12 protein-coding genes are annotated in these 12,388 nt (G+C 62.2%); 2 read left to right on the top strand and 10 right to left on the bottom strand.

All coding sequences use genetic code 11. The annotated features are described in order from the left end of the window. Positions 1 to 119 precede the first annotated feature (119 nt). The 7 genes from ACJQWM_RS06780 to ACJQWM_RS06810 form a co-directional block, all read right to left on the bottom strand. The gene (locus ACJQWM_RS06780; protein WP_411306736.1) at positions 120 to 989 is read right to left on the bottom strand and encodes a GIY-YIG nuclease family protein; all 870 of its coding nucleotides are present in this window, start codon (positions 987 to 989) and stop codon (positions 120 to 122) included. A 126-nt stretch (positions 990 to 1,115) separates the two neighbouring features. Beyond that, positions 1,116 to 2,135, bottom strand: coding sequence for a hypothetical protein (locus ACJQWM_RS06785; protein ID WP_332705566.1), 1,020 nt, complete (start codon positions 2,133 to 2,135; stop codon positions 1,116 to 1,118). Between the two features lie 116 nt (positions 2,136 to 2,251). After that, positions 2,252 to 2,593, bottom strand: a complete 342-nt coding sequence (locus tag ACJQWM_RS06790) for a hypothetical protein (RefSeq protein WP_332705570.1) — start codon at positions 2,591 to 2,593, stop codon at positions 2,252 to 2,254. Between the two features lie 186 nt (positions 2,594 to 2,779). Next, positions 2,780 to 3,106 carry a YciI family protein gene (locus ACJQWM_RS06795; protein WP_332705573.1) on the bottom strand — a complete coding sequence of 109 codons (327 nt, stop codon included), beginning with the start codon at positions 3,104 to 3,106 and terminating at the stop codon, positions 2,780 to 2,782. Positions 3,107 to 3,273: 167 nt separating this feature from the next. Next, complete coding sequence (locus ACJQWM_RS06800; RefSeq protein WP_332705576.1) at positions 3,274 to 3,705, bottom strand: hypothetical protein; 432 nt, start codon at positions 3,703 to 3,705, stop codon at positions 3,274 to 3,276. Positions 3,706 to 3,829: 124 nt separating this feature from the next. After that, positions 3,830 to 4,180 (bottom strand): hypothetical protein, encoded by a 351-nt coding sequence (locus tag ACJQWM_RS06805; RefSeq protein ID WP_332705579.1) that lies wholly within the window; start codon positions 4,178 to 4,180, stop codon positions 3,830 to 3,832. A 566-nt stretch (positions 4,181 to 4,746) separates the two neighbouring features. After that, positions 4,747 to 7,005 carry a M3 family metallopeptidase gene (locus tag ACJQWM_RS06810; RefSeq protein ID WP_332705582.1) on the bottom strand — a complete coding sequence of 753 codons (2,259 nt, stop codon included), beginning with the start codon at positions 7,003 to 7,005 and terminating at the stop codon, positions 4,747 to 4,749. A 246-nt stretch (positions 7,006 to 7,251) separates the two neighbouring features. Between ACJQWM_RS06810 and ACJQWM_RS06815 the strand changes: the two genes are divergently transcribed. Beyond that, positions 7,252 to 7,734, top strand: a complete 483-nt coding sequence (locus ACJQWM_RS06815; RefSeq protein WP_332705585.1) for a glutathione peroxidase — start codon at positions 7,252 to 7,254, stop codon at positions 7,732 to 7,734. A 156-nt stretch (positions 7,735 to 7,890) separates the two neighbouring features. On the opposite strand, the gene ACJQWM_RS06820 is transcribed toward ACJQWM_RS06815, so the two are convergent. After that, positions 7,891 to 8,700 (bottom strand): ferredoxin--NADP reductase, encoded by an 810-nt coding sequence (locus tag ACJQWM_RS06820; RefSeq protein ID WP_332705588.1) that lies wholly within the window; start codon positions 8,698 to 8,700, stop codon positions 7,891 to 7,893. A 189-nt stretch (positions 8,701 to 8,889) separates the two neighbouring features. After that, complete coding sequence (locus tag ACJQWM_RS06825; protein ID WP_332705681.1) at positions 8,890 to 10,575, bottom strand: ABC1 kinase family protein; 1,686 nt, start codon at positions 10,573 to 10,575, stop codon at positions 8,890 to 8,892. 257 nt (positions 10,576 to 10,832) lie between these two features. Between ACJQWM_RS06825 and ACJQWM_RS06830 the strand changes: the two genes are divergently transcribed. Next, positions 10,833 to 11,405: a DUF488 domain-containing protein gene (locus ACJQWM_RS06830; RefSeq protein WP_332705591.1), complete on the top strand. Its 573-nt coding sequence runs from the start codon at positions 10,833 to 10,835 to the stop codon at positions 11,403 to 11,405. A 62-nt stretch (positions 11,406 to 11,467) separates the two neighbouring features. Here the strand turns inward: ACJQWM_RS06830 and ACJQWM_RS06835 are convergent, their stop codons facing one another. Further along, on the bottom strand, positions 11,468 to 12,199 hold the full coding sequence (locus ACJQWM_RS06835) for a BON domain-containing protein (RefSeq protein WP_332705594.1): 732 nt from the start codon (positions 12,197 to 12,199) through the stop codon (positions 11,468 to 11,470). Between the last annotated feature and the right edge of the window lie 189 nt (positions 12,200 to 12,388).

Genomic DNA, 12,388 nt, shown 5'->3' on the forward strand with positions numbered 1-12,388 from the left:
TTGAACTCGTCGCTGTAGCGATGGATCTTGCGAAGACCGGGCTTGGCCATCTGACACCTCTCGTTAGGTGAGGGTGTCAACAAAATCGGATGAGGTTCCAGTTCGGCTTGAATGAATTGTTAGGCGCCACCTGTGGATAGCTCCGGTTCTGCGGCCTCAGCAGCACTGTCCTGCATCTCTTTTAGGGACCTTCCGTCCGCAGCATACCAACTCTGTGGCCCGCTACGGGCGGTTCCAGCGATAAGTGCTGCCGCATAACTAGAGGAAGTCATGAGAACGTCTTCCGTTAACTGGAGATATTCATCATCGGCTTCCATGCGGCCGTCCGCTATCAGTTGCTCCTTGAATTTGACAAGCTTTATGCTGAGACTGTCTGAGTTTGCCTTAGAGGCGGTAGACCCCTTCTTTAGAACAAATCCTTCATCTGTTTGAACCGCTTTTGCTACTAGGTTGTGAACTGTGAACGTCAACTCATCACTCGGCGACGAAGTTGAAGTTGTGGAGGTAGTGCCGGTTGATGGGATAGCCCTTGATTTCAGAAGAGGCTCTAGAATCGGATAGCCTAGAGTACCGAGAACCAATCGAATATCCTCGATAAGTTCTTCCATAGCGTCACGGTCTGCGCGAGACAAGTTTGAAAGTGTTGGAGTGTTGCCGTTCTCAAGCTTATAGCGATCAGCAGATCTCGCCAATGACTCAAGTCGTGACTCTAGATACTTGATATGTGACTTATTTAGATTGTCGTCTTTGCTTGAAAATACGACAACGTCGTTCCAGAATTCCTTCTTTCGGTCGTGTGCTAGCAGTCGTTCGGAAACATCCTCAGACTCGCCTATATAAGCTAATGGCTTGGAGTCGCCTAGCCGTGCTTCAAACAAAAAGTACACGCCAGGCTTCGCTGTTTCAGGCCATTGTTTAAGCTCGTCGAGACGATTCCTAGGGCAAGCAATCGCTTGTCCTGTGCGATTGATTATTTCAGCATGACGCATCCCTGTGACCGACGCATCCGGCAGGAAGATGCGAACCTACTTACCAAACGACATACGTAAATCTCCAGTGGCGGCTAACGCCTGAATTAAGCCGAGCCGCGAAGCGGCTTCGGCTTGAATGAATTGTTAGGCGCCCGCCCTTGACGCCTTGACGGAATACGACCACTCGATGTTGTGGACTTCATCGCTAATGCACTTTTGCAAGGTGGCTACAACAAGCCGAGTTGCGAGCGCTACGCTGTAGTAGAACTCACTCATGTGCTTCTCGTCTTCATCCCACGGGTCCGCGTGGTCAATTGAGTACTGCAACTTGGAAGAGCCGTGCACAAATTTGGAGCGCATATCGTAGAGATGACCAACAATGTTCTTCCGTTCGCTCCAAGGGCCGAGCCAAATTGCTGATTTTTCCGCTAGCTGCTTGCGGAGGTCTCCGATGCCGTCGCAGTAAAACGCCTCTAGCGCTTGCATTGCACGGAAGAGTGTTTCCCCTTCTCTGTGAGGGGCTAGTTGGACCATTTGGGTGTAGGCGGCCAGCATTCGTTCGACTTTTGTTGTTGCGAAAGCGCCCTTTAGGAAAGAGGTCTTGCTTGACCATTCCACTACTGCTGCTAATGGAATCGTTGCCAATGCAGGCCAAGTGGGATCGGTTGAATCCGGGAACCAAAGCTGAAAGAAAGATGGGCTGGCACGAATTCGCGCATACCCTCCCGGACTTGCCAGGGCGGTCCCTTCATTTGCGTCAACTCGACCAGGTTCTGCCAGTCCCGTTAGAACTAGCAAAGCCTCCATTGCTGATGCGAGGTTGAGAGCAGCCCATGCCGCGGCAAAATCCTCATCTAGTTCGTGATCTGGGTTGTCCTCATTGAACTTGTCACGGTCTAAGGTGCAGATCGCGGTTACTCGCACAAACTCAGTTTGCCTTGCATGAACCATAATATTGGTCTTCGCGAGCCTGCTAAACACACTCTTTGGCGGAGATGCGGCTGACGCTTTTACTTTCGAAATTCCGCTTCCGACGCGTTCAGCAAGCTGCGGAATGCTTTCGATAAATCTGGACATTGAGTCGGCACAGGCTTCAATGCGGTCCTTCCATATCGCTGTGCGAATTGGCAGCCAAGCAGTAACAGGAATGTCGATAAGGTGCATAGGGCGCCTAACGCCTGAATTAAGCCGACCCGCAACGCGCAAGTCGGTGAGTTGCTGCAGTTGAACAACGACACATTTGAACGAAGCGACGAAGCGGGTTCGGCTTGAATGAATTGTTAGGCCGCTGCTGCAGTGCTTGCACCTTGACTCACGATGAGTACGACCAACCCAATGAACAACACCAGATAGACCGCAAGGAACACAAGCATTGCGTCCGACAGCTTGGAAAGACCGCCGTCACTAAGCGCGCGATGCTCCCGCCGAACGAGGAACTTGAGCATTGCAATGACACCAGCGGGACTATTACGCAGGAATAGCGACGGCCGGCCCATTGCCTCGTACGTTTGCGGGTGCGCCTGCTCCAGCCGATTGAACAGCAGCTTCACGAGCACGAACCAGACAAGCACCATGCCAAAGAGCACGGGGAACAGCGCGATTGAGATTGTTTCCAATTCCATGCAGTTCTCTGGATAGCAGCCTAACGCCGGAATTAAGCCGACCCGCAACCTGCTGATCGGTGAGTCGTTGCAATGGAGCAACGACACATTTGAGTCAAGCAACGAAGCGGGTTCGGCTTGAATGAATTGTTAGGCCGCGCTGCCTTGACAGCCATATCACGCGGCGGTTTGATCAGCTTCTCGCCGTCACTGTTTGAGCGGCCAAACCTCAACGACCCCGTATGCGACAGCGCATGGAGTTTGCGACATCATCTCTATAGCCTCAGCAATAGTGGGCGCCTCGATTACAGTAAATCCAGCGACGGGGAGTTGTGAAGCCATGTAGGGGCCACTCTCCGTCTGGACATGTCCAGCCTCGTGATTGCGGACCTGCTCAGGAGGTCCCGCACTTCCCATCAAAGCTCCGCCTTCCTGCAGCACTTTGTCATGTGCGTGAGCCGCATCTCGAACCGTCTTGGCTGTGCGGTCATAACCTTCGCGGTCACCGTACCCTATGGCAATGAATTTTGGCATGGGATATCTCCATAGATCGACAGAGAAGCTAGATGTGCGGCCTAACGCCTGAATTAAGCCGACCCGCAACGCGCTGATCGGGAGCTGGCAAAACATCACCAGCGACACATTTGAACCAAGTAACGAAGCGGGTTCGGCTTGAATGAATTGTTAGGCTGCACCTGCGCTCACAAGCGCGCCCAGACTTGCCGGAGCCCGATGAGATGGACAACACCAAATGCCAGACAGATAGCCGAGCTCCAGAGCCAGAACGATGCGCTGTTGCCAGGGAAATAAGCCATGAGCGGAGTGAAGGCCACACCGCGTAGCAGGTAGACCCCAGTGATGGCGCACAGCGCCATGCGAGTCAGTGGCAGCTTGCGGATCACTCCAGCACCAGAGAGTGCGTAGAGCGACCAGACCAGCAACACGGTCGTGATGACGAGGGTGGCGACTGCGGGGTACCAATGCCCAGCCAAGTCCATTTGCGCCATTTGCTCACCGGCACCGAGGAAGCGGTACCAAGGAGCACCGAACACAATGCAACCAAGGTGCAGTAGAGCTGCAAAGGCGCTGAGCGCCGCACCAACGATGAGAAAGTTATTACGAGTCCTGTCCATAGTTGCCTGTGCAGCCTAACGCCTGAATTAAGCCGACCCGCAACGCGCTGATCGGTGAGTTGTGACAATGGAACAGCAACACATTTGAGCCAAGCGACGAAGCGGGTTCGGCTTGAATGAATTGTTAGGCCTTTGGCCCAGGATTGTAGGCGAGCATATCTTTGCAGAGCGCAGCCCACGTGTTTGCGAACTTTGCATAATTGGTGAGTACGGCATGGAAGTTATCGGCCCTAGTCTCCGAGAAGTTACGGAGATGAGCTACAAAGTCTACGTCGTAATGATGTCCGACCTTGTTCCGATAGTCCGCGAATTCCCCCACACCGTCTAGCGGGTAGGCCTTCTTGATCGCCTTTATCTTTTCGCGGACGTGATCTTTGTCGAATCCTCTGGCCTCAGCGATAGCTACTAGATCGGGTCCGCCCTTGCGGTAGTACCACTGCTTTGCCTCATAGAGCATTGACACGATATCTCCCATCCAAAGGAGTCGAACCAAACCTTCTCTAGTGGAGGTTTCGAATGTGACAAGGTAGCGAAGAATATCGCATTGAAGGATTGCTGCAGCTGCCCGTATTTGGAGTTGTTTGGCTGGGTAGTGCGCGTACTTCGGCGAAACCGCGGCCTGAAAAGCACGCTCAGCGTTGAGCGATGCTTTGGTAAGCGCCTCAAGGTAGCGATTATCTTGTTCCAAAAGCCTAACGCCTATTCGAGCCCCCAAATGAGGCGTAGCGCTTGATGTTCACGTTCGGCCAATGGTGTGTCAAGGATGAAATCTCTTGTGCCGACAAGGGCTTGTGGTGATCTGGGCAGCTTTGCGAGCTGCAGGCACGCGTGATTACACCGCAGTTTTGAGGCGTAAGCGTTAGCACTGCACATTTGAGGGCGTAACGGTGTCGTTGGTGAGCGTAGGGCGGGGTGCTCGTCGCGTGGGAGGGTGGTCGCGCCCATGGGGCGCTCCTACGGGAGCATCGGAAGGCGGCGGGCGGGCAATAAAAAACCGCCCGGATTGCTCCGGGCGGTTTTGCTGTTTCATGTCGCGGTGGGTCAGTTACTCGGGCTTGGCGCTTCCGGGGCCGGGGCCTTGGGTGCGTCGGGCACCACGGTGTCGTCGGTGATCGGGGTATCGAGACCGCGGCGGATCAGCAGCGGGTCGATCTTGGGCTCTTCGCCGGTGAAGTCGCGGAACAGCTGCAGGGCGTCCTTGCTGCCGCCTTGCGAGAGCAGGGTGGCGCGGAAGCGGTCACCGTTCTCGCGGGTCAGGCCGCCGTGGGTCTTGATCCACTCCACGGTATTGGCATCGAGCACCTCGGACCAGATGTAGGCGTAGTAGCCGGCCGCGTAGCCGCCCATGATGTGGCTGAAGTAGGGGGTGCGGTAGCGCGGCGGCACCGGGTCGTAGTCCAGGCCGATGCGCTCCAGCGCTTCGGCTTCGAACGCCATCACTTCGTCGGCGTCGGGCACCTGGTCGGCGCTGAGCTTGTGCCATTCCTGGTCGAGCATCGCCGAACCCAGGTACTCGGTGGTGGCGTAGCCCTGGTTGAACTGGGCGCTGGCCAGGACCTTGTCCAGCAGTTCCTGCGGCATCGGCTCGCCGGTCTGGTAGTGCTTGGCGTAGTTGGCCAGCACGCTGGGCCAGTCGGCCCACATCTCGTTGACCTGGGAGGGGAACTCGACGAAGTCGCGCGGCACGCTGGTGCCGCTGAAGTACGGGTACTTCACGTCGGAGAACATGCCGTGCAGGGCGTGGCCGAACTCGTGGAACATGGTGGTGACCTCATCCCAGGTCATCAGCGTCGGCTTGCCTTCCGACGGCTCGGGGATGTTCTGGTGGTTGGCCACGACCGGCAGGGTGCCGAACAGTTCGCTCTGGTCGACGTAGGAGTTCATCCATGCGCCACCGCGCTTGGACGGGCGCGCGTAGAAGTCGCCCAGGAAGATCGCCAACTGCTCGCCGTCGGCGTCGAACACGTCGTACACCACCACGTCGGGGTGGTAGACCGGCAGGTCGGTGCGCTGCTTGAAGGTCAGGCCGTAGACCTGGTTGGCGGCGTAGAACACGCCGTTCTCGAGCACGTTCTTCATCTCGAAGTACGGCTTGAGCTGCGACTCGTCGAAGTTGTACTGGTCCTGGCGGACCTTCTCGGCGTAGAACGCCCAGTCCCACGGCTGCAGCTCGAAGCTCGGCTCGCCCTTGGCGGCCTGCTCGCTGTCGATCATTGCCTGCAGCGCGGCGGCCTCGCGTTTTGCGTTCGCCAGGGCGGCCGGCGCCAGCTGGGTCAGCATGTCGTTGGCCGCCTCGGGGGTCTTGGCGGTCTCGTCTTCCAGCACGTACTGGGCGTGGTTGTCGTAGCCCATCATCGCGGCGCGCTCGGCGCGCAGCTTGAGCACGCGGGAGACGATGCCGGTGTTGTCGTACTCGTTGCCGCGGCTGCCGCGCGAGACCGACGCCTCGTGGATGCGCTGGCGCAGGTCGCGGTCGGTCAGATAGGTGTTGGGCGGCTGGCCGGTGGTGTTCTGCAGGGCCAGCACGTACTTGCCCTCCAGGTCGCGCTCTTTGGCGGCTTCCTCGGCGGCGGCGATGGCCTGGTCGGACAGGCCGTCGAGCTCTTCCAGGGTATCGACCACGACCGCGGAGTCGTTGACCTCGGCCAGCACGTTCTGGCTGAACTTGGTGCCCAGTGCGGCGAGCTCGGAGTTGATCTCGCGCAGGCGGACCTTGTCCTCCTCGGACAGGTTGGCGCCGGAGCGGACGAAATCGGTGTGGTAGCGCTCGATCAGGCGCACGCCTTCGGCATCAAGGCCGAGCTCGTCGCGCTGGTCATGCAGCGTCTGGACGCGCGCGAACAGCTCCGGGTTGAGCGTGATCGCGTCGCGGTGCGCGGACAGCTGCGGGGCGAACTGGGCCTGCAGCTGCTGGCGGGTGTCGTTGGTGTCGGCGCCGGCCAGCGAATAGAACACGGTGGTCGCGCGGCCCAGCAGGCGGCCGGACTTCTCCATCGCGATGATGGTGTTGTCGAAGGTGGCCGGCTCAGGATTGTTGGCGATCGCCACGATCTCGGCGAGGTGCTCGGCCATGCCGCGCTCGAACGCCGGGGCGAAATCGCTGTCGTCGACCTTGTCGAACGGCGGGTACTGCAGCGGCAGCGTGCTTTCGGTGAAGAACGGGTTGGCGGCTTGGGCGTCGTTCACGGCAGGATCAGCGGCGGGATTGGCGGCGGTATCGGCGGGAGTGGACTGGGCCAGAGCAGGCACGGCGACCGCGGACAGGGCGACGGCGAGCGCCAGCGCGAGGGGATGCTTCATGGGCGGAAACCTCGTCGAAGGGAACCCCAGAGCGTACCCGATGGCGCTGTGACCCACCCATGACGAAAGGCATGGATACGCCACCGGCCGCCGTGGCGGCGTGAATGCCGCCCGATTGGGTAGGGTGGACAGTTCTGGTGTCCGCCGGGCGGGTTGGCCAAGATTGGCAAACGGGCGCCTTCGAAGGGCGGACGATTGAATCGCGGCTGAAGCCGCTCCTACAGGACATCCATCAAAGGGGCTGTCATGACTACTGCATTCGACTTTTCCGCGACCGATATCGACGGGCGGCCGCGCGCGCTGGACGAGTTCCGCGGCAAGGTGCTGCTGATCGTCAATGTCGCCTCCGAGTGCGGGTTCACCCCGCAGTACGCCGGGCTGGAAAAGCTCTGGCGCGAGTACGGCCCGCGCGGGCTGGTGGTGCTCGGTTTCCCCTGCGACCAGTTCGGCCACCAGGAGCCGGGCGACGAGGCCGGAATCAAGGACTTCTGTGCGCTGCGCTACGAGGTCGGCTTCCCGATGTTTTCCAAGGTGGAGGTCAACGGCGGCGGTGCGCACCCGTTGTGGCGATGGCTCAAGGACGAGAAAGCCGGCTTTCTCGGCATCGACGCGATCAAGTGGAACTTCAGCAAGTTCCTGGTCGGTCGCGACGGCGAGGTGATCAAGCGTTTCGCGCCGGCCGACAAGCCCGAGTCGCTCGCGGGCGACATCGAGGCGTCGTTGGGTTGAACGCGTAGGGCTTGCAGCGACCGCCCCGCAAGCGCCGCGGGCCCCTGTAGGAGCGCCCCATGGGCGCGATCGGGACCCGTGCGCGATTCGTCGCGGTAGGTGATCGCGCCCATGGGGCGCTCCTACAGGAGTCCCGCTGCTTTTGACCGCCGGCGCCTATTTCTCCACGAACGCGCGTTCGAACACGTATTGGCCGGGCGTGCCGATGCGCGGGGCGGCGGTGAAGCCGCGGCCATCGAACAGGGTGCGGAAGTCGGCCAGCATCTGCGGGCTGCCGCAGATCATCGCGCGATCATGGGCCGGGTCGAGCGGCTCGATGCCCAGGTGCTTCATCATCTGGCCGCTCGCCATCAGGTCGGTCATGCGGCCGCGGTGGTCGTGGCCATCGTGGGTGAAGTTCTCGCGGGTCACGGCGGGGTAGTAGCTGAGCTTGCCGGCAATGACCTCGCCGAGGAACTCATGCCGCGGCAGCTCGTTGACGATGTAGTCGCGGTAGGCGAGATCGCGAGCGTGGCGCACGCCATGGGTCAGGATGACCCGGTCGAAGCGTTCGTAGGTGTGCGGGTCCTTGATGATCGACAGCCACGGCGCGAACCCGGTGCCGGTACCGAGCAGGTACAGGTTGCGGCCCGGGTGCAGGTCGTGGATCAGCAACGTGCCGGTCGGCTTGCGACCGACCACCACCTGGTCGCCCGGCTGGATGTCGCGCAGGCGCGAGGTCAGCGGGCCGTTTGGCACCTTGATGCTGAAGAACTCGAGCTGCTCCTCCCAGTTGGCACTGGCGATGGAGTAGGCGCGCAGCAGCGGGCGCGACGATCCGTCGGCCTGCGGCACCTGCAGCCCGATCATCACGAACTGGCCGTTGTCGAACCGGAAGCCGTGATCGCGGGTGGTGGTGAAGCTGAAGTAGTCGTCGGTCCAATGACGGACGTCCAGCACGGTTTCGGTGCCGAATGCAGAAGACATGCGGGGGAGAGGTGTCTTGGGGGAGGGGGTATTTTAAGCGGTCCGCAAAGGACGCTAAAAACGCAAAGGACAGCGAAGGTGGCATCCGCCAGCTCGTCCCCTACTTTTTTCTTACTTCTTACTTCTTACTTCTTACTTCTCTTTTTGCGTCCTTGGCGTCCTTTGCGGACCAAAAAAACGCCACGCCCGTCACCGCGGCCCACGCTCCTCGTGCGGCTTGACCTTGTGGTCGCGGCGCATGGCGTTGAGGACGATGGTGATGCCCAGGCCGGCGCCGATCAGGAACAGCACCAGGGCGATCGCCGGGTAGCCGAGCAGCATCGGGCCGGTCTCGACTCGCATCAGCAGCGCCGAGGCCAGGATCAGTGCGGCGGTGACGACGCCGGCGGTGATCCGGTTGGCGATCTTCTGCAGGCTCTCCATCAACTGCGAGTCCTCGAAACCGACCATGCGTATTTGCAGGCGGTTCTCCGACAACAGCGACAGCAGGTCCGACAGCTTGCGCGGCGATTCGCGCAGCAGCCCCTGCAACTCGATCATCTCGGAGGCCATGCCGGCGGGTGAGAACGACTTGCGCAGCCGCGCCCTCATCACCTGGTTGAGGTGCTCCTCGACGATGCGCTTGACGTCCAGCCCCGGCTCAAGCGCCTGGCAGACGCTTTCCAGGCTCAGCAGGGTCTTGCCCAGCAGGCTCAGTTCCGGCGGCGTGCGCAACCCGCACGCGGCGCCGAGGCGGGTCAGGTCGAGCACCAGCCGGCCCTCCGACATCGCCTTGGTCCCCGCATGTGCGGCGCTGGCGCGGCTGGCGTGGTGCGCGGCATAGCGCGAGACCAGCTGGCCGACCTCGCGCAGGTAGCGTTCCTCGTCGAAGTCCTCCAGCCGCGTGCCCATGGCGATCGCCTCGCCGGCGACCTCTTCGCCGCGGCCGTCGACGGCGGCGAACAGCAGCTTGAGCAGGCGGTCGCGCTGGCGCGGGGGCACGTGCGCGACCATGCCGAGGTCGAAGATCGCCATGCGGCCATCCTCGGTGACCAGCAGGTTGCCCGGATGCGGGTCGGCGTGGATCTCGCCGTGTACGAAGGCCTGGTCCAGATACCCGCGCATCAGCGCGTCGGCCAGGTAGGCCAGCGACTGCTCGGTGCGGCGCACGCCGCTGATCTCGGTGACCTTGGTGCCGCGCACCAGATCCATCGTCAGCACCCGCGAACGGGTCATGTCCCATACCGGGCTGGGCACGAACAGCTCGGGATACTGCTCGAAGTGCTCGGCGAAGCGGTCCAGGTTCTGGGCCTCGATGCGGTAGTCGAGCTCGGCCAGCAAGGTCTTGCGGAACTCGTGCACCCAGTCGGCAAAGCGCATGCGGCGGCCGAGGTCGGTGCTGTGGTCGACCCGGCCGGCGATCGAGGCGAGTGCATCGAGGTCGTCGCGGACCTGCTCGGACACGCCCGGCCGCTGCACCTTCACTGCGACCTCGCGGCCGCCGCGCAGGGTCGCGCGGTGCACCTGCGCCAGTGACGCACAGCCCAGCGGGGTCTCGTCGAAGCTCTCGAACAACTTGCTGATGCGGACCCCCAACTCGTCCTCGATCACCTCGCGTACCGCTTCGTAGCCGACCGGGGCGACGTGGTCCTGCATCCGCTCCAGCGCAATCAGGTAGGCCGGCGGCACCATGTCGGGACGCGTCGACAGCGACTGGCCGACCTTGACGAAGGTCGGGCCGAGCGCTTCCAGGTCGCTGACGAACTCCTCCGGTTTGCCCGCGGTCGGCGGGACTTCACCCGCCGCCAGCACCGCCGCGTCCAGGTCGAGCCCGCTGAACACGCCCGCGTGCCGGTACTTCAGCAGGAACCGCACGATCTGCGCGGTCCGCGCCATGCCGCCGCGGTGACCGGAGCTACGCGACTCATTGCCGGTCTCGGCGCTTGCGTGGTCGGAGCTGGGATGGTTCATGGGCGCCGGCGCCTCTCCACTGCGTTGCCGGCAGCCTAGCCGGTGCGGCGTCAAAGGGCGTTTCACCCGCGAGGCCGCCGCTTCGGCGTGCGCGCGTAGTGCGCCGCGCCTGCGAGGGTCGCGCGCGGGCGCAGCGTCGATCCTTATCAAAATTGTCACCCGCGCCCCGGCACGATGCGGGCATGACCGATGCGACCGGACCGAATCCCCGCCGCTTGTGGACGATCGGCCACTCGACGCGAGACTGGGAGGTCTTCGTGGGCATGCTGCGCGATGCCGGCATCGCCGCGCTGGTGGACGTGCGGCGCTTTGCCGGCTCGCGGCGGCATCCGCAGTTCTCCGGCCAGACCATGGCCGACGCCCTGCCTGAGGCCGGCATCGACTACCTGCCGATGCCCGATCTGGGCGGCCGTCGCAAGGCCGCTCCCGATACGCCCAACACCGCATGGCAAAACGCCAGCTTCCGTGGCTATGCCGACCACATGGCAACCCCGCCGTACCGCGCGGCGCGCGCGCGACTGGCCGAGCTTGCGCGCTTCCGGCCGACTGCGGTGATGTGCGCGGAGGCCCTGTGGTGGCAGTGCCACCGTGGCCTGATCTCCGATGACTTCAAGGCCGAGGGGTGGGAGGTCATCCATCTGACCGCACCCGGGCGCGCGGAGGAGCACCCGTACACGCGTGCGGTGCGGATCGTCGATGGACGCCTGAGTTACAGCGCACCGGCCCCCGACAACCCGCAGCCGGCGCTGTTCTGAAAACCCTGGCTATTCCCCCCTTTGAAAAAGGGGGGGGTAGGGGATTTGAGCCCTGGGACTCCTCAGCTTCGAGCCTTGCGTCCCTCGCGCCGGGTGGTGCCCTCTTCGGACTCGCTGCCGGAACGACGGTCGGATGCGACCGACTGCTCGGCCAGCGGATCCTCGATGCGCGCCGAGCTGGAAAAGCCGCTGCCCGGCTGGTTTTCCCCGCTGCGCATGGCCGCGCCGGGCGGGCCGAACGAATCGGCGCCGCGGTCCACGCGGATGCGGTTGTCGATGTCGCTGACGCCGCGCATGGCGTCGACCAGGTCTTCGGTGCGGTGTTTCATGTGCCGCGCCGGTACCTCGCCGGTCAGCGTGACCGCACCGTTCTCGACCATCACCAGTATTTCGCCGGCGTCGATATGGTCATCGTCGGTCAGTCGGTCGTAGATCTCGTCGGTGATGCTCTGGTCGGAGCGTCGGTAGTTCTTCGGCCCGCGTCCGCGATGGCTCTGCCGCCCGCCATCCGCGCCGCGTGAGGTCTGCTCGCTGCCTTGCACACTGCCACCACGGCCATGCCCGCTCTGCGCGTGGCGACCCTGGTCCTGCGCGTAGCCGCCCTGGTGGCCGGTGCGCAGGTCGCCGTGCCCGCCCAATTCCCCCGATCCGAAGGAGTGCTGGCGCGAAGCATCGCGCTCGCCCCACTCGCGGTTGGTCACCGACGGCATGCCTTCATAGGGGCGCGCCTGGTAGCGCTGTTCACGGCTGCGATCGGATGAGCGGTGCTCGTCATGCGGCTGCTTGGAAGGCATGTCGTTCTCCTGCCAGGGGGTGAGGTGAGGCCTTTTCCGGCTCCGTATGCCTACGGTAGGGCGGGGCACGTTACCGTCGTGCCAAGACTGACGCAGACCGCTTGGATCGGGTCAAGCTGAACCGTTCATTCGATTCCCAGCCAGTTGCCACCGCCCGGCTGTCGCGGAACTGAAGCGCGGCGACCACCT

This window comes from Novilysobacter longmucuonensis, assembly GCF_046600735.1.
Taxonomy (GTDB): domain Bacteria; phylum Pseudomonadota; class Gammaproteobacteria; order Xanthomonadales; family Xanthomonadaceae; genus Novilysobacter_A; species Novilysobacter_A longmucuonensis.